Origin of the sequence: Pseudomonas sp. MF6776, from assembly GCF_016613125.1 — a bacterium.
In the GTDB taxonomy this organism is placed as follows: domain Bacteria; phylum Pseudomonadota; class Gammaproteobacteria; order Pseudomonadales; family Pseudomonadaceae; genus Aquipseudomonas; species Aquipseudomonas iridis.
Map to the genome: position 1 here is coordinate 74,794 of NZ_JAENSQ010000010.1, position 17,790 is coordinate 92,583.

Below are 17,790 nucleotides of genomic sequence, written 5' to 3' on the forward strand. Positions count from 1 at the left end.
TCTTTGCTTTTCATTCTTTTCGAGACATGCCATGACCACCGTCCGCACTCGCATCGCGCCATCGCCTACCGGGGATCCCCATGTAGGTACCGCTTACATCGCATTGTTCAACTACTGCTTTGCCAAGCAGCATGGCGGTGAGTTCATCCTGCGGATCGAAGACACCGATCAGTTGCGTTCGACCCGCGAGTCCGAACAGCAGATCTTCGACGCCCTGCGCTGGCTCGGCATCGAGTGGAGCGAAGGCCCGGACGTCGGCGGCCCGCACGGCCCGTATCGCCAGAGCGAGCGCGGCGATATCTACCAGAAATATTGCCAGCAACTGGTTGAGCTGGGTCACGCTTTCCCGTGCTTCTGCACGGCAGAAGAGCTGGACCAGATGCGCGCCGAGCAACAGGCGCGTGGCGAAACTCCACGTTACGACGGCCGCGCGCTGCTGCTGTCCAAAGAAGAAGTCGCGTCTCGCCTGGCCGCTGGCGAGCCTCACGTGATCCGCATGAAAGTGCCGAGCGAAGGCGTCTGCGTGGTGCCGGATATGCTGCGTGGTGATGTCGAGATCCCGTGGGACCGCATGGACATGCAAGTGCTGATGAAGACCGACGGCCTGCCGACGTACTTCCTCGCCAACGTGGTCGACGATCACTTGATGGGCATCACCCACGTACTGCGCGGCGAAGAATGGCTGCCGTCGGCGCCAAAACTGATCCTGCTTTACGAGTACTTCGGCTGGGAACAACCGGAGCTGTGCTACATGCCGCTGCTGCGTAACCCGGACAAGAGCAAGCTGTCCAAGCGCAAGAACCCGACTTCGGTGACGTTCTACGAGCGCATGGGCTTCATGCCGGAAGCGATGCTCAACTACCTGGGCCGCATGGGCTGGTCAATGCCGGACGAGCGCGAGAAGTTCTCGCTTCAGGAAATGGTCGACAACTTCGACCTCAAGCGTGTGTCCCTCGGCGGACCGATCTTCGACATCGAGAAACTGTCGTGGCTCAACGGCCAGTGGCTGCGTGATCTGCCGGTCGAAGAGTTCGCCAGCCGTTTGCAGACCTGGGCGCTGAACCCGGAATACATGATGAAGATCGCGCCGCACGTGCAGGGTCGTGTTGAAACCTTCAGCCAGGTCGCACCGTTGGCCGGGTTCTTCTTTGCCGGCGGCGTTAATCCGGATGCCAAGCTGTTTGAATCGAAAAAGCTCTCGGGTGATCAGGTTCGGCAGTTGATGCAGTTGATTCTGTGGAAGCTGGAAAGCCTGCGTCAGTGGGAGAAGGACAGCATCACCGCGACGATTCAGGCGGTGGTTGAGTCGCTGGAGCTGAAACTGCGTGATGCGATGCCGTTGATGTTCGCGGCAATCACCGGGCAGGCGAGTTCGGTGTCGGTGCTCGATGCGATGGAAATCCTCGGGCCGGACCTGACCCGCTTCCGTCTGCGTCAGGCGATCGACCTGCTGGGCGGCGTGTCGAAGAAAGAAAACAAAGAGTGGGAAAAACTGCTGGGCGCCATCGCCTGATTCCCCTGTTGGCGCTGCGGCACACTGCGATCTTTTGACGTTGGTTTTTAAAAACAGGATCAAAAGATCGCAGCCTTCAGCAGCTCCTACCGTTCTGCGCAGGTTGTAAACCTCCCGAATTTACGGGGGGAGGGCGGTAAGTGATTGTTATGTCGGCAAAAAACTTTGATTTTTTTTAAAAATAAGTTTGACAGCCCTCCGAAGCGCCATTAAGATTCGCCCCGTCCTCAGCGATGACATCAACGATGAGGGGCTATAGCTCAGCTGGGAGAGCGCCTGCATGGCATGCAGGAGGTCAGCGGTTCGATCCCGCTTAGCTCCACCAATTTACACTTCAAGGTCTGGCCACACCGGCCTTGAAGCGATCAACACTCAGCGTTGATCAGTTGTATAGAAGGGTTTGCGTCCCCTTCGTCTAGTGGCCTAGGACACCGCCCTTTCACGGCGGTAACAGGGGTTCGAGTCCCCTAGGGGACGCCAGTTTTACAGAAGTGATGTTGCAAGATGTCACTCCGCCGCGAGGCGAAAAATCCGGGGCTTTAGCTCAGCTGGGAGAGCGCCTGCATGGCATGCAGGAGGTCAGCGGTTCGATCCCGCTAAGCTCCACCAATTTTACAAGTTCAAGGTCTGGCCACACCGGCCTTGAATCGATCAGCTCTCAGCACTGATCAGTTGTATAGAAGGGTTTGTGTCCCCTTCGTCTAGTGGCCTAGGACACCGCCCTTTCACGGCGGTAACAGGGGTTCGAGTCCCCTAGGGGACGCCACGATTACCCGCTCTGCGGGATTTATAAGGGTCATTCAATTATTGAATGGCCCTTTTGTTTGTCTGGCGTTTGGCCAACTCTCCTTTTTCCTTACACTGTGCTTCAGACCAGCGGTCATACCTTTGACTTGCAGAATATTATTATGAGAATAATATTCTAGTCGTAATATTCGGAGGCGACGATGAACGATAAAAAAGCTCAAACCCGCGAACGCATCCTCAAGGCTGCCAGCGCCGCACTCATCCAGCGCGGCCCGGCAGACCCAAGCGTGGGCGAAGTGATGGGCGCAGCCGGCCTGACGGTCGGTGGCTTCTATGCGCACTTCGAAAGCAAGGACGCGATGATGCTCGAAGCGTTCAAGCAGTTGCTGGGCCGGCGTCGCGACCTGATTGCCGACATGGACACCGAATTGACTGGCGAAGAGCGCCGCGCGCTGGTCGCTGCGTTCTACCTGTCGCGCAAGCACCGCGATTCCAGCGAATCGGCCTGTCCGATTCCTGCCTCCATTGGCGAACTGGGTCGTTTGCCGGAGTCGTTCCGCACAGCGCTGAACGAGCACCTGGAATTGATGATTGCGCAGTTGGCGTCCAGCCCTGAGGACACCGACAAAGCCTTGGCCGATGTGGCCTTGATGGTGGGTGGTCTGGCACTCGCAAGAGCGCTCGGCCCGGGAGACTTATCCGATCGATTGCTGCGCGCCGCCAAGTCGGCGGTGCGTTGACCTGAAGGCAGCACGCCTGAGGAGAGAGCGATGAACACGTTGAAGTGGGTTCGTGGCGTAAATGGCACCTTGGGCTGGATTGCACCGCAACGGGTGGCGAGCAAAATGCGCCTGGCGTTCATGACGCCGCGCGCGTTGCCCTTGCGCGATTGGGAGTTGCCGCTGCTGGCCAACTCAGAACGGATCACTTTGCGCTTCGGCCTCTCCGCACTGCGTTGGGGGCACGGTCCGACGGTGCTGCTGATGCACGGTTGGGAAGGGCGACCCACTCAATTTGCTGCGCTGATCACCGCTCTGGTCGACGCCGGTTACACGGTGGTTGCACTCGACGGCCCGGCCCATGGTCGGTCGCCGGGGCGTGAGGCCAACGTTGTGTTGTTTGCCCGCGCCATGCTTGAAGCTGCTGCCGAGCTGCCGCCCCTGCAAGCTGTTATCGGTCACTCCATGGGCGGCGCTAGTGCAATGCTCGCCGTGCAATTGGGCCTGCGCACCGAAACCCTCGTCAGCATTGCCGCTCCCGCCCGCATTCTTGGCGTGCTGCGAGGATTTGCCCGCTACGTGGGGATGCCGCCCCGAGCGCGTTCCGCATTCATTCGCCAGGTCGAGCAAGATGTCGGCATGCGCGCCGCCACCCTCGACGTCGCGCACTATCAACTGGATATGCCAGGGCTGATCGTGCATGCCGAGGACGACAATTTTGTCTCGGTCAAGGAATCGCAATTGATCCACGAATCCTGGTTCGACAGCCGCTTGTTGCGCCTCGAAAGCGGTGGTCATCAACGCGTGCTGGCCGACCCTCGGGTGATTGATGGCGTGTTATCACTGCTGACCGGTCGCAGCCTTCAGGCGCGCCAATCGGCGTGAGCATCCGTTACACTGCCCCGGTTGAATAATCTGACCGGGAGTGGGGCATGAGCTGGGATCGGGCGACGCCGTTTACCATTGATCTGCAAGTGGGCGCCGAGGACATCGACGGGCTGGGGCACGCCAACAACGCGGTTTACGTGACCTGGCTTGAACGTTGCGCCTGGCGCCACTCGCAGCGTCTGGGGCTGGATCTGGTCGAGTACCGGCGGCTGGATCGCGCAATGGCCGTGGTGCGCCACGAGATCGATTACCTGGCGGCGGCCTATGAAGGCGACGAGCTGCAATTGGCGACCTGGATCGTCGATTGGGATCAACGTCTGAAAATGACCCGGCATTTCCAGCTGATCCGCCCAAGCGACCACGCGACGCTGCTGCGCGCGCAGACCACGTTCGTCTGCATCGAACTGTCCACCGGCAAGCCCAAGCGCATGCCGGCGGAGTTCATCGAAGGCTACGGCCCGGCGATCCAGGCTCTAGAGTCAGCGTAATCCCCTGTAGGTGGTCGTGGGTTTAACCTGCGCAATCCAGTAAACTGCCGCACGTTTTTCCTCAAGTAGTGTTTTCCCCATGCAAATTGCTCTGGCGCCCATGGAGGGGTTGGTCGACGACATCCTTCGCGACGTGCTGACCCGTGTTGGCGGCATCGACTGGTGCGTGACCGAATTTATTCGCGTCAATGACCAGTTGCTCACCCCAGCCTACTTCCATAAGTTCGGCCCGGAACTGCTCAACGGTGCCCGCACCGCGTCCGGCGTGCCGTTGCGTGTGCAGCTGTTGGGTTCTGATCCGGTGTGTCTGGCGGAAAATGCTGCGTTGGCCTGCGAACTCGGCTCCGAAGTGATCGACCTCAACTTCGGCTGCCCGGCAAAAACAGTCAATAAATCCCGTGGTGGTGCGGTGCTGCTCAAAGAGCCCGAACTGCTCAACCAGATCGTCGAGCACGTGCGTCGCGCCGTGCCTGCGCACATTCCCGTCACGGCCAAGATGCGTCTGGGCTTCGACAGCCCGGATGGCTCGCTCGTCTGTGCCACGGCACTGGCCGAAGGCGGCGCCGAGCACATCGTGGTGCACGCCCGGACCAAAATGGACGGTTACAAACCGCCCGCGCACTGGGAATGGATCCCGCGCGTGCAGGAAGTGGTCAAGGTGCCGGTGTTCGCCAATGGCGATATCTGGAGCGTTGAGGACTGGCGTCGTTGCCGCGAAATCAGCGGCGTGGAAGACATCATGCTTGGTCGTGGTCTGGTTTCGCGGCCGGATCTGGCCAGGCAAATCGCCGCTGCACGCGCCGGTGAGGAAGTGGTCGAGATGACCTGGGCCGAGCTGCTGCCACTGATCCAGGATTTCTGGTTGCAAGCCAAAGCGCAGATGACCGCACGTCAATCGCCGGGCCGTTTGAAGCAGTGGCTGGCCATGTTGACCCGCAATTACCCTGAAGCCACCGAGCTGTTTACCGTGCTGCGCCGTGAGACGGGACTGGATCACGTCTCGCGTTTACTTGGTCTGCCGGTCGCCGAAGTGGCCTGAAAAAAATCTGCAAATACTCTCTTGAAATCAAATCAGCGGTCCCTATCTAAGGGTTACGCGATGCCGAATTCGGGTCGCGGAGATAAAAAACCTTGCTGATTGTTTTCAGGAGATTTGAACCATGAGTACTGCATTTTCCCTCGCGCCACTGTTCCGTTCCTCGGTAGGTTTCGACCGCTTCAACGACCTGTTCGAAACGGCCCTGCGCAACGAACCAGGCAGCAGCTATCCACCCTACAACGTGGAAAAACACGGTGACGATCAATACCGCATCGTCGTAGCCGCCGCCGGTTTCCAGGAAGAAGACCTGGAGCTGCAAGTCGAGAAGGGCGTGTTGACCATCAGTGGCGGCAAGCGTGACGCCAACGAAGACGTGACCTTCCTGCACCAGGGCATCGCCCAGCGTGCTTTCAAGCTGTCCTTCCGTCTGGCCGATCACATCGAGATCAAGGCTGCCGATCTGAGCAACGGTCTGCTGAGCATCGACCTGTTGCGAGTGATCCCGGAAGAGGCGAAGGCCAAACGCATCCCGATCAACGGGACGCAAAAACCGGTTCTGCAGCACTGATTCACGCGAAGACACACAATCGTCTGAACAAGCGATGAGCCGCTGAACGAAGGCCCCGATACGTCGGGGCCTTTTTTGTGCGCGCTGAAAACCGGCTTTGCCGCCCGGCGGCGGTTTCTCTACAATCCGCCGCAGTTTTGCCGACCTCCTATTACTCACTCGGTCGGCCTGGAGCCTTTTTCATGGATGAGATTCAACAGCGTTGGCTGTGTGCCCTGTCTGCACCGATGGCGGCGCTCAATCCTGGAGCCGGGTACGACGATCCGGCTTTCTGCGACGACAACTACATCGATCTTAAAGACAGCTGGGGCATCGACAACCGGCAGCAACTGTTCGACATGATCGAGCGCATGGCCGATGACGGCCATGCCACGCACCTCGAAGCGGCTTATCGGGCGTGGCAGCGTTGTCTGCCGGGTGAGTGGCAGGCATTGCTTGAGCGCCTCGAACCGCGAGAGCGCATCCTGCATGAGTTTGCCAGTCGCACGTTTGGCAGTTGCGGGCCGGGTGGGATCTTGTCCTGGGACTACGGGCGGATGGGGTTTCTCTTGCGTTGCGCCGTGCGCAACCAGTGGATTGATCTGGTAGAAAGCAATTGGTTGCATGGTCGTCTGGCCGTCAGAGCGCAATACCATTACGGCAGCTGGATGGCTTACTTCAATGGCTTCCTTGTCGGCCGTTCCTTCTGGTGTTGCTTAAGTAAAAGTGACGATGAGCTGGCGTTTGAACTGGATCGACAAGGGCAGAGTTCGAATAACCTGCTGATTGCCCGTGGGCTCGACCGGAACATCCCGCAGTTCCTCGCGGACTTGCCTTGGCAGATGGCGCTTGATCTGTCGCAACGTCCCGAATCGCTCAAGGAGTTCGACTGGTCATGAGTTGCTGGATCCGCTTGGGCATCGAACGCACCACCGACGAAGCCCTCATTCGCAACGCCTACCGCACGCGCCTGCCGGAACATCACCCGGAGACCGATCCCGAAGGTTTTCAGGCGCTGCGCATGGCCTACGAAAAAGCGCTTCGTCTGGCACGCGAAGGCGATGAAGAAGAACCAGAAGAATTCGAGGAATACGAAGAGCCGGAACAGACAGTCATCGAGGTGCCGCAGGCCTTCGTGGATTTCTGCGAGTTGCTTGACGATCCTGTACGGCGCTTCGACTTCGCAGCCTGGCAGTCGTTTATCCGAGGTCTGGATCAACTGCCTCTCGAGTCTCTCGATGACCTCAGTTGGAGCTTGTACCATCGGCTGGCTGACGCCGGGCCGCTGTCCTATCGTTGCGCAAACCTGTTGGCCGAGCGCATGGCCTGGGACCAGCAGTTGCTGGATCTGTCGTTTGACGACGCTCAGCGTGTTGAAGCATTTCTGCAACGTATCAAGGCGGGTGATCCGTTCGATACGGATCTGATGAGCGCCTGGTCAGAAGCCGCGCAGACCGAATCCCTGTGGTACGCGCGCAGTCTCGATTTTATCTTCGCCCACCGTCCGCTCCATGAATTCGTCGACTTTGCCAGTCGGCACACCTGCCTGCCGTTGCCGAACGATGAAATGTACATCAAGCGGCTCGTGACGCAGTTCACTCAGGCGGGCATGGGGGGGGCAGGGTGGCTGCAGTGTTGCGAAGAGCAGCAGGGCAAAAACCCTGAGGATGTCGATTGGCTCTACCTGCTCGCCTGTCAAAGCACTCTACTGGGCTTGGACGATCAAGCGTGGCCGTGCTGGATCCGGCTCTGGCAGGATTATCGTCATCCGACGGCCGAAAGCCACTTGATGGCAATGTGCGCAGAACGTCAGCCGGATTTTCTGCCGCTGCTGATTCAGGCATTTGATCGAGCGCAGGTTTTCAGTGACTGGTCCCGCGACCTCGACCATGTCAGTCAGCAATATGGCAGTCCTTCACAAAGGCCGGAAACCCTGGCGCGATGGATGGGCATTGGCAGTCTCGAACTTCAGGGTCTGGCCAAGGCCTTCGTCGACTGGCGCATGAGCGACGATGAGCTGCCATTGCTGGCACTGTTGCTTGGCAGTCATGACGACCCAAGGTTGCAGCGACTCTATCGACATGCCTGGGCACTGCATCGCGGTGACGTGCCGCTGTTACAGCAAATGCTCGACGAACCGTTGCCGGTGGATGCTCTTGAGGCGTTGGTGCTGATCGGATTCAAGCAACAGGCTGAGCAGCATGTGCGTTGGTTGACGCAAGCACCGATCCCGTTGGCGATGAGCGCCTACACCGATGCGAACGCGGTTTCGCCACAACTGCCCGAAGCCCTGAAGGAAGGTTTTGCGCACAGTCTCTGCCGACTCTGGTTACGCAGATTGCGTCCTTACAGCCGCACCGAGCTCGAGCGCATTGCTGAAGATTTCAAACTGAACGATGCGCACGCCACCCTCGATTTGTCAGAGCTGGTGCTGCTGCTGCAACTGAGCCAGGGCGATGTGCAGTTGCCGCCGCCGGGGGCGGCAGAGGCGCTGTGGCAATGGCACGCTCAAACGCTGTTTCTGTTGGCGTTGCTGGGGCAAACCGAGCGTTGGTTGCCATTGATCGACGCGCGATGGCTGGAGCAACTGCCCTACAACCCGACCCATCCGCTCAGCCGGTTGCAGCCGTTGCTGCAACGCTTACTGCGTGAACAGGGTAACTGCGAGGGCTTGCTCGGCCTGCTGCAAACGGCGGACCCGGTGCATGCGCTGCTGGCCCGACAAATGTGCGGTGTGCAGGAAGCGCTCGCCAGCCTGCGACTGTTGAGCAACGACCGCCTGTTCGAATGCATGCGCAGCGATCTGAGTGCATTTGACGATGATCTGCTGGGACGAATGCTCCTGACGGCAGTGCTCTATCACTGCGGACTGTTTGACGCCAAGCAGCGGCGCTTTCTGCTCGACAGAATTACCGAAATCGTCAATCCCCAGGATTGGTTCGACGGTTTCCGCCACAGTCTGATCAAAGGCGAGCCGGCGCGCCCACCACGCGAGGCTCTGGAAGACGAAGGCGTTAACGACATCGACGCGTTTTACCTGGCGCTCGACGTGCTTAAGGACCTGGTGCTTTACGGCAATGCCGGCGTGCCACGCCAGAAAACCCTGATGCGCCTGCAACGCGCCAAGGACGATACGCAGAACGGGCTCGGTTTACGGTTTGCCTTCAGCGCATTGCTGTCGTGGTCCGAACGCTTGTTGTTGGCCAAGGCCGACACACGTCCGGTCGCCGCCACAGCGTTCTGGCGCCTGGGCACACGGTTGGGGCGTGAGGCATTTGTCGGGCAAGTGATCGGAATCGTATTGCTGACGCCGCTGTTGGCATTGTTCAGTGGCTCAATGACTTCGGCCTTCGTTGTGTTGGCCGTGGCGCTGCTGCTGTTGCTCAGCGCCATGCTGCGGCGCCTGCACGACATGGGCCGAGGCGTCGCGACCTTTCTGGTACTCGCGGGGCTGACGCCGGTTTTGCCGTTTCTGCCGTTGGTATTGTTCGGTTTTCCTGGCGAGAAGCTGCCCAATCGCTACGGCGTGCCACCGGAGAGTTTCCGTGAGGATCCATTGTCCGGTGGATTGCAGGCAGCGTTGCGCCGGCTCATTGGCTAGAGGCGCAACTCATCGAGCGCGCTGTTGAGCTGTGCGCGGTGGCTGGCGATCTCTGACGATTGCTGGCCGCCGAGCACGGTGGTGAAACTGTGCAGCCATTCGGCAATGCGCTCGCGCTCCGTCCCCAGGCTCTGCATCCATGCCCGCTCCAGACGTGCCAGCAGCGTGCGGTTGGGTAATGCATCGCGCGGGTGAACCTTGAGCGCGGCGAGCCGGTCATGACTGTTTTTTCGGGCCTGTTCATCGAGTCCGGTGGGGCTGCGGTCGATGCTGTGACTGTACCGTGCACCTGTTTCCAGCAACGTGACGTCAACTTCGAGCAAGCCATTGATGTCGTAGCTGAAACGCACATCCAGTTGCTGCATGTGCTCGGTGGGCATCAGCGTGACATCGAAAGCGTCGATAAGAATGTTGTCGCGTACCCATGGACGTTCGCCCTGATACACCGCAATGCGGATTTTTTCCTGCCGCGGATGCGTCGTGTAATAGCGCTCCACCCGAGACGTTGGAATGATGGTGTTGCGTTCGATGATAGGTGAGAAGGCGCCTTCGATACCCTTGCCGCGCATAGTCTCGATGCCCAGTGTGTAAGGGCAGACGTCCGTCAGGATCAGCTCTTCCACCGCACCGTCGCGCGCCTTGCACGCCGCTTGCGTCGCGGCGCCGAGCGCGACAAGGGTGTCGGGATCCAGATGACGATAAGGCAGGCGCCCGAAGAGCGTGGCGACCATCTGCTGCACCGCCGGCATTCGCGTGGCACCGCCCACCAATACCAGGCTGTCGAGATCACGGGGCTTGAGCCGGGCATCGCGCAGGGCTTGTTCGATCGGTGCGCGCAAGCGGCCGAGCAGTGGCTCCCAGATCTTCACCGCAGCGACTTCATCCAGCGACCATTCAAATGTCTTGTCTGCATGGCGCCAGCTCAAATGTTGCGTGCCTTCACCGAGTTTGCACTTGAGCTGCTCCAGCGCATCACCCAGGCTGGCCATGCCTTGTGCATCGACCATTGTCGGGGTCAATTGCCAGGCCTTGAGGCAGGCCTGCAACAGCGCGGCGGTGAAGTCTTCGCCGCCGAGGAAGTTGTCGCCGGTGGACGCATGCACTTCAATCAGCGGCAGCGCATATTCCAGCACCGTGACATCGAAGGTGCCGCCGCCCAGATCGAAAATCAGCGTGCGTTCGAATTTCTGCTCGTGCAGCCCATAGGCCATGGCAGCAGCGGTCGGCTCGTTGATCAGGCGCGTCACGGACAAACCAGCCAGTTCGGCGGCAAACAGCGTGCGTTTGCGTTGCTCGTCACTGAAATACGCCGGTACGGAAATCACTGCTTCGGATACCGGGTGGCCGAGAAAGGCTTCGGCGTCCTGCTTGAGTGAGCCGAGCACCAGTGCCGACAATTCTTCGGGGCTGAACTGACGACTGCCCAGTTCAATCTGCTTGTCGCTGCCCATGAAGCGCTTGAAAGCCGCGGCGCTGCGTTCCGGGTGCGTGGTCAGTCGGGCGCGCGCAGCTTTGCCGACCAGAATCGTGTCGTCTTCGTCGAGGCTGACCACCGATGGGGTCAGCACGTCGCCGAGGGCGTTGGGAATCAATCGGGCCTGACCGTCCTGCCAGACGGCGATAAGACTGTTGGTGGTGCCAAGGTCGATGCCCAGCAGGGCCGGGCGTGGGAGGGTTGCATCCTGCATGATTGATCTCGAAACGGCGCAAAAAACGCGACCCTACAGGTTGCCGCCAACACTGGCAATTGTTGGCCGGGTGCAAGCTGAGCGCGTTATGTCAGCAGCTTTTTCAAGTCCTCCAGCGGCAATGGCCGACTGTGCAGATACCCTTGGTACAAATGGCAACCCAGGCCCTGCAAAAACTCAAGCTGCTCCGGGGTTTCCACGCCTTCGGCGATCACTTCGAGTTTCAGGCTGCGGGCCATGGCGACGATGGCGCGGATGATCTCCGCGTCGTTCGGGTCAGTGGTCGCATCGCGGATAAACGACTGATCGATTTTCAACGTGTCCACCGGCAAGCGCTTGAGGTAAGTCAGCGATGAATAACCGGTGCCAAAGTCGTCCATGGCGAAACTCACACCGAGCTTTTTCAGGCGGCGCATCTTGCTGATGGTGTCCTCCAGGTTCTGGATGACGATGCCTTCGGTGATCTCCAGTTTCAGCAGCGAGCACGGCAGGCCGTGGCTGACCATGCTTTGTTCGATACGCTCGACGAAGTCGTTCTGGCGGAACTGGCGCGGGCTGATGTTGACGCACAAGCTGAAATTGAGCGGGTCGACCAGTTGCAGGGCGATCAGTTGTTTGAACGCCGAGCAGGCTTCATCAAGTATCCATGTGCCGACTTCCAGAATCAGACCGCTGTCTTCCAGAACCTTGATGAACTCGGTCGGTGACTGTGCGCCGAGTTTCGGGTGGTTCCAGCGCACCAGGGCTTCGGCGCCGATGATGCGGTTGTTCTGCGCGTCGATTTGCGGCTGGAAATGCACCCTGAATTCGCCGCGCGACAGCGCCAGGCGCAAGTCGGTCTCCATGCGCAGACGTTCGCTGGCCGCTTTCTGCATGGTGTTGTGATACATCTGCGTGGTGTTGCGCCCGGAATCCTTGGCTCGGTACAAGGCAATGTCGGCACGCTTGAGCAGGTCGGTCGGGGTAGAGCCGTGATCCGGAATCAGTGCCACGCCGATGCTTGGTGTGACTTGCAGGCGCTGGCCGTCGAGGAACATCGGTTCCGAGAGCAGTTCACGAAGGGTGTCGGCCAGTTCGCGTACCTGCAAGCTGACTTCATTGCGCGTGCCCTCCAGGCCGCTGAGCAGCACCACGAATTCATCGCCGCCCAGGCGCGCCACCGTATCCTCCATGCGCACACTGGCTTCGAGCCGCGCCGTGATGATCTTCAGCACCGTGTCGCCGACCGGATGGCCAAGTGAGTCATTGATGTGCTTGAAGTGATCGAGATCGAGAAACAGCAAGGCGCCGCGCAGGTTGTGGCGTTTGAGCAGGGCGATCTGCTGGCTCAGTCGATCCATCAACAACGCACGGTTGGGCAGGTTGGTCAGCGGGTCGTGGTAAGCCAGATGGCGGATTTGTGCTTCAGCGTTTTTCAACAGACTGACGTCTCGAGCTGTCAGCAGCAGGCAAGCCGTTTCATTCAGGGTGATCGGCTCCACCGAGACTTCCACCGTGAGGATTTCCCCGCGCTTGTTGCGCCCGAGCATTTCCTGATGGTGCACGCGGCCCTTGATCTGCAATTCGGCGAGCAGGGCTGAACGTTGTTTCTCCTCGGCCCAGATCCCGACCTGATACACGGTTTTACCCAGCACTTCATCGGCGCGATATCCGGTGAGGCGACAGAAACCGTCGTTGACCTCCAGATAGCGCCCGGTGTCGCGCTCGGTGATGGTGATGGCGTCGGGGCTGGAGTGAAACGCCTTGGCGAACTTCTCTTCGCTGGCCTTGAGGGCCGCTTCCGAGCGTTGCTGCTGGGTGATATCGCGCAATGTAGTGACGATGCACGGTTGATCGCCAACGCTGATCTGCCGACTGGAAATCACGCAGGTCAACGACTGGCCGTCCTTGTGCTGGACGATGATCGCGACATTGCTCAGGCCTTGTTCGCGGATCACCCTTTCGATGCGCTGCAGACTTTTCGCCGATGCGTCCCACAGGCCGATGTCTTCGGCGGTGCGGCCGATTACGTCGGCGGCGCTCCAGCCAAAGGTCTGGGTGAAACTGTTGTTGATTTCGATGAACTCGCCGCTGTCCTGACGGGTGACGCAGATCGGGTCGGGGCTGACCTGGAACAGCGTGGCGAATTTCTCTTCCGAGGCCACCAGGCGTTGTTCGCGTTCGACCTGATCGGTGATGTCGAGCAAAGTGCCGGCCATGCGCAATGGCGCGCCATTGTCGTCGCGATAGAGGCGGGCGCGGCTTTCCAGATAACGTGAGCTGCCGTCCGGCAATTGCACGCGATACGTCAGTTGGTAATTGCCCGCCGGGCCTTCGCGCAGGCTGCGATAGGCGTCGCGCATGCTGTCGCGCTCCTCGCCGGGCACACCTTCGAAAAACTCGTCGAACGATTCATGGAACGGTTTCGGCTCCAGTCCGTGCAATTGCGCCGCGCGCGCCGAGCCATAGAGCATGCCGCTGGGAATGTGCCAGTCCCACGTGCCGAGCTGCGCCGAGTCGAGCGCCAGGTCGAGGCGTTCCTGGCTGTCTTTCAAGGCGTGTTCCGCAGCTTTGCGCTCGGTGGTGTCGAGGAACGTGCTCAGCAGATAAGGCTGGCCTTCGAGTTCGACCTTTTGCGCACTGAGAATGCCGTCATGGATCTGCCCGTTACTGGCGCGAAACTGCACTTCCATGCTGATCAGTTCACCCTTGGCCTTGGTCTTCTTGACCAGTTCGCCGCGCTGCTCAGGGTGCACCCACAGGCCCAGTTCCAGCGTGGTGCGGCCAATCGCGCTTTGCACCGGCCAGCCGAACAGGCTTTCGAAATACTGGTTGGCTTCGCTGATCAAACCGTCTTCCTGGCGGGTCAGCAGCACCATGTTCGGGCACAGATGAAACAGCGTGGCGAAACGTTTCTCCGAACTGCTCAGGGCTTGTTCGCGTTGCCGCTGGTGCGTGATTTCGCGAATCACCCCAATCATTCGGGGGCGGCCGTTTTTGTCTGGCAGCAGGCTGCCGTTGATCTCCAGCCAGTGCAGGCTGCCGTCGGGCCAGCGGATGCGGTGATGCATCGCCTGTTCCAGCGGGGCGCCGGCAATTACCGCGTGGAAGGCGCGCACGGTTTTTGCCCGGTCTTCGGGTGGCAGCAAATCCAGGTATTCGAGATCTTCCGGCAGCGGCTGGCGCGGATCGAAGCCGAACAATGCCTGCGTGCCACGCGACCAACTGATCTGACCGCGCTCGATATCCCAATACCAGGCGCCGAGCCGCGCACCGTTCAGCGCTGCGAGCAATTGCGGCGCGCTCTCCCAGCTCTGCTCGGAATGTCGCGGGTCAATCGCTTGAATGCGCGGCATCGGCGGAATTCGGTCAACAGATTTCGGCATTATCGACAGGCCTTGAGCGGGTGGTGGCGTTTAGGCACAGGGGCAGCGGCTCTATAGGATTAGCACAAGTTAGCCCTGAGTCCCTGGCAGATCGATTTGTGCATCCAGCAAGGCCATAAAAGCTCTTGCTGCATTCGATAGCGTCCGTTCGGTGTGCACGATATAGCCTAGCTGGCGACTGAGCTGTATGCCCGGCAATGCGATGCTTGCCACCTGTTCATCGAGCATGGTGCGCGGCAGCACGCTCCATGCCAGGCCAATGGAGACCATCATTTTGATGGTTTCCAGGTAGTTGGTGCTCATCGCGATGTTCGGTGTCAGCCCCTGGGCCTCGAACAAACGTTGGACAATATGGTGCGTAAATGTGTTGCCGCCGGGGAAAACCGCCGGATGGCCGGCAATGTCCGCCAGACTGACGACGCCATTACTGATCAATGAATGCTCCGGGGCGACCACGAAATCCAGCGGGTCATCCCACACCGGGGTGGCTTTGACCAGCGTGTGCGGCTCGGGGGCAAGGGTGATGACCGCCAGTTCCGCGCGGCCGTGGAGTATTTCTTCGTAGGCCACTTCCGAATCGAGAAACTGAATATCCAGCGCGACCTGTGGGTAGCAGCGGGTGAACTCCCTCAGTAGCGGCGGCAAGCGGTGCAGGCCAATGTGATGACTGGTGGCCAATGTAAGGCGGCCGCTGACTTCGCCGGTCAGGTTGGTCAGTGCGCGACGGGTGTCGTCCAGCACATTGAGAATCTGATAAGCCCGTGGCAGCAGGGCGCGACCAGCTTCGGTCAGGCCGACTTCGCGACCCAGTCGATCAAACAGGCGCACCTTGAGTTGCTGCTCCAGACCGGCGATACGCTTGCTGATAGCCGGTTGTGTCAGGTGCAGCCGCTCACCGGCGCCGGAGAAACTGCCGGTCTCGGCGATGGCGATAAAAGCGTTGAGGTTGGCCAGATCCATGGTTGTATTCCAGTTGGTTATCCAAAGCATAAAAAATATGAATTTGAGTTATTTAATCTAACCCCATAGGATCGACCTCACAAGCCAAAGGGTTATTGAATCTCTCAAATACCCAGGGCATAGAAACAAGCTGATGAGGAACCGTCTGATGGCCGGCAAAACGCTCTACGACAAACTCTGGGATTCGCATTTGGTCAAGCAGCGCGACGATGGCTCTGCGTTGATCTACATCGATCGTCACATCATTCACGAAGTGACTTCGCCGCAAGCCTTTGAAGGTCTGCGTCTGGCCGGGCGCAAGCCTTGGCGCATCGATGCCAACATCGCGACCCCGGACCACAACGTACCGACGACCCCGGAGCGCAAGGGTGGCATCGAAGCCATCGCCGACCAGGTCTCGCGTTTGCAGGTTCAGACCCTCGATGACAACTGTGATGAATACGGCATCGTCGAGTTCAAGATGAACGACGTTCGCCAAGGCATCGTCCACGTGATCAGCCCGGAGCAGGGCGCGACCTTGCCGGGCATGACCGTGGTCTGCGGTGACTCGCACACCTCGACCCACGGCGCGTTCGGCGCTCTGGCTCACGGTATCGGCACTTCCGAGGTCGAGCATGTGCTCGCCACTCAGTGCCTGGTCGCCAAGAAAATGAAAAACATGCTGGTATCCGTCGAAGGCCAATTGCCGTTCGGCGTGACCGCCAAGGACATCGTCCTCGCCGTGATCGGCAAGATCGGCACCGCCGGCGGTAACGGCCATGCCATCGAATTCGCCGGCAGCGCGATTCGCGATTTGTCCGTCGAAGGCCGCATGACCATCTGCAACATGTCCATCGAAGCCGGCGCCCGCGTGGGTCTGGTCGCGGCGGATCAAAAAACTGTCGATTACGTCAAGGGCCGTCCGTTCGCACCGAAGGGCGCCGAGTGGGAGATGGCCGTCGAGTCCTGGAAAGATCTGGTGTCCGACGCCGACGCCAAATTCGATACCGTGGTCGAACTCGACGCCGCGCAGATCAAGCCGCAAGTCAGCTGGGGCACTTCGCCGGAAATGGTCTTGGCCGTTGATCAGAACGTGCCGGACCCGGACAAGGAAATGGATCTGGTCAAACGCGACTCGATCGTCCGCGCCCTGAAATACATGGGTTTGACCGCCAATCAGGCGATCACCGACATTCAACTCGATCGCGTATTCATCGGTTCCTGCACCAACTCGCGGATCGAAGATTTGCGCGCCGCCGCTGTCATTGCCAAGGGCCGCAAAGTGGCTTCGACCATCAAGCAAGCCATCGTCGTGCCGGGCTCGGGTCTGGTGAAGGCGCAGGCCGAGTCTGAAGGTCTGGACAAGATTTTCCTCGAAGCCGGTTTTGAATGGCGTGAACCCGGTTGCTCAATGTGTCTGGCGATGAACCCGGACCGTTTGGAGTCCGGCGAGCATTGCGCCTCGACTTCCAACCGCAACTTCGAAGGCCGTCAGGGTGCCGGTGGCCGCACCCACCTCGTCAGCCCGGCGATGGCGGCGGCTGCGGCGGTGAACGGTCGCTTCATCGACGTTCGTGAATTGATTTAAGGAGCGCAGCATGAAAGCTTTTACCCAGCACACTGGCCTTGTCGCGCCTTTGGATCGTGCCAATGTCGACACCGACCAGATCATTCCCAAGCAGTTCTTGAAGTCGATCAAGCGCACCGGTTTCGGCCCGAACCTGTTCGATGAATGGCGTTACCTCGATGTCGGGCAACCGTATCAGGACAACTCCAAGCGCCCGTTGAACAAGGATTTCGTGCTCAACGCCGAGCGTTACCAAGGCGCCAGCGTGTTGCTGGCCCGCGAGAACTTCGGTTGCGGCTCCAGCCGTGAACACGCGCCATGGGCGCTGGAAGAGTACGGTTTTCGCAGCATCATCGCGCCGAGCTACGCCGACATCTTCTTCAACAACAGCTTCAAGAACGGCTTGCTGCCGATCATCTTGAGCGACGCTGAAGTCGATGAGCTGTTCAAGCAGGTTGAAGCTGAGCCGGGCTATCAATTGCAGGTCGATCTGCAAGCACAAACCGTGACGCGTCCGGATGGCAAGGTTTACCGCTTTGAGATCGATGCGTTCCGCAAGCATTGCCTGCTCAACGGTCTGGACGATATCGGCCTGACCTTGCAAGACCACGAAGCGATTGCGACGTTCGAGGCCAGGCACCGTGTGAGCCAGCCTTGGCTGTTTCGCGACGCTTGATTGATTTGAGACT

General features: G+C 59.6%; 13 protein-coding genes and 4 tRNA genes. 14 read left to right on the top strand and 3 right to left on the bottom strand.

Annotation, left to right across the window (positions count from 1 at the left end; all coding sequences use genetic code 11):
- Positions 1-31: 31 nt before the first annotated feature.
- From gltX to JJD74_RS13690, 12 genes are all read left to right on the top strand, one after another.
- Entirely contained in the window at positions 32-1,513 is a 1,482-nt protein-coding gene (gltX, locus tag JJD74_RS13635) for a glutamate--tRNA ligase (protein WP_042558592.1), read from the top strand.
- Between the two features lie 249 nt (positions 1,514-1,762).
- A tRNA-Ala gene (locus JJD74_RS13640) sits at positions 1,763-1,838 on the top strand.
- A gap of 79 nt (positions 1,839-1,917) precedes the next feature.
- Positions 1,918-1,993, top strand: a tRNA-Glu gene (locus JJD74_RS13645).
- Between the two features lie 53 nt (positions 1,994-2,046).
- A tRNA-Ala gene (locus tag JJD74_RS13650) sits at positions 2,047-2,122 on the top strand.
- An 81-nt stretch (positions 2,123-2,203) separates the two neighbouring features.
- Positions 2,204-2,279, top strand: a tRNA-Glu gene (locus tag JJD74_RS13655).
- A 181-nt stretch (positions 2,280-2,460) separates the two neighbouring features.
- The gene (locus JJD74_RS13660) at positions 2,461-3,000 is read left to right on the top strand and encodes a TetR/AcrR family transcriptional regulator (RefSeq protein ID WP_042558593.1); all 540 of its coding nucleotides are present in this window, start codon (positions 2,461-2,463) and stop codon (positions 2,998-3,000) included.
- Between the two features lie 30 nt (positions 3,001-3,030).
- Entirely contained in the window at positions 3,031-3,864 is an 834-nt protein-coding gene (locus JJD74_RS13665) for an alpha/beta fold hydrolase (RefSeq protein ID WP_042558594.1), read from the top strand.
- 47 nt (positions 3,865-3,911) lie between these two features.
- On the top strand, positions 3,912-4,355 hold the full coding sequence (locus JJD74_RS13670) for an acyl-CoA thioesterase (protein ID WP_200614637.1): 444 nt from the start codon (positions 3,912-3,914) through the stop codon (positions 4,353-4,355).
- A 79-nt stretch (positions 4,356-4,434) separates the two neighbouring features.
- Positions 4,435-5,394 (top strand): tRNA dihydrouridine synthase, encoded by a 960-nt coding sequence (locus JJD74_RS13675; RefSeq protein ID WP_200614640.1) that lies wholly within the window; start codon positions 4,435-4,437, stop codon positions 5,392-5,394.
- Positions 5,395-5,515: 121 nt separating this feature from the next.
- Positions 5,516-5,962 (top strand): Hsp20 family protein, encoded by a 447-nt coding sequence (locus JJD74_RS13680; RefSeq protein ID WP_042558597.1) that lies wholly within the window; start codon positions 5,516-5,518, stop codon positions 5,960-5,962.
- A 182-nt stretch (positions 5,963-6,144) separates the two neighbouring features.
- On the top strand, positions 6,145-6,840 hold the full coding sequence (locus JJD74_RS13685) for a DUF1266 domain-containing protein (RefSeq protein WP_200614648.1): 696 nt from the start codon (positions 6,145-6,147) through the stop codon (positions 6,838-6,840).
- Positions 6,837-9,542, top strand: coding sequence for a J domain-containing protein (locus tag JJD74_RS13690; RefSeq protein WP_200614650.1), 2,706 nt, complete (start codon positions 6,837-6,839; stop codon positions 9,540-9,542). The genes JJD74_RS13685 and JJD74_RS13690 overlap by 4 nt, the downstream gene beginning before the upstream one ends.
- On the opposite strand, the gene JJD74_RS13695 is transcribed toward JJD74_RS13690, so the two are convergent.
- From JJD74_RS13695 to JJD74_RS13705, 3 genes are all read right to left on the bottom strand, one after another.
- Complete coding sequence (locus tag JJD74_RS13695; protein WP_200614652.1) at positions 9,539-11,230, bottom strand: molecular chaperone HscC; 1,692 nt, start codon at positions 11,228-11,230, stop codon at positions 9,539-9,541. The genes JJD74_RS13690 and JJD74_RS13695 overlap by 4 nt on opposite strands.
- 86 nt (positions 11,231-11,316) lie before the next feature.
- Positions 11,317-14,595, bottom strand: a complete 3,279-nt coding sequence (locus JJD74_RS13700) for a sensor domain-containing protein (RefSeq protein ID WP_200614654.1) — start codon at positions 14,593-14,595, stop codon at positions 11,317-11,319.
- A 69-nt stretch (positions 14,596-14,664) separates the two neighbouring features.
- The gene (locus JJD74_RS13705) at positions 14,665-15,555 is read right to left on the bottom strand and encodes a LysR family transcriptional regulator (protein ID WP_042558602.1); all 891 of its coding nucleotides are present in this window, start codon (positions 15,553-15,555) and stop codon (positions 14,665-14,667) included.
- A 148-nt stretch (positions 15,556-15,703) separates the two neighbouring features.
- On the opposite strand from JJD74_RS13705, the gene leuC reads away from it, so the two are divergent.
- Together leuC and leuD are read left to right on the top strand one after the other, a co-directional pair.
- Positions 15,704-17,122 carry a 3-isopropylmalate dehydratase large subunit gene (gene leuC, locus JJD74_RS13710; protein WP_200614656.1) on the top strand — a complete coding sequence of 473 codons (1,419 nt, stop codon included), beginning with the start codon at positions 15,704-15,706 and terminating at the stop codon, positions 17,120-17,122.
- Positions 17,123-17,132: 10 nt separating this feature from the next.
- Entirely contained in the window at positions 17,133-17,777 is a 645-nt protein-coding gene (gene leuD / locus JJD74_RS13715; RefSeq protein ID WP_047300452.1) for a 3-isopropylmalate dehydratase small subunit, read from the top strand.
- Positions 17,778-17,790 lie beyond the last annotated feature (13 nt).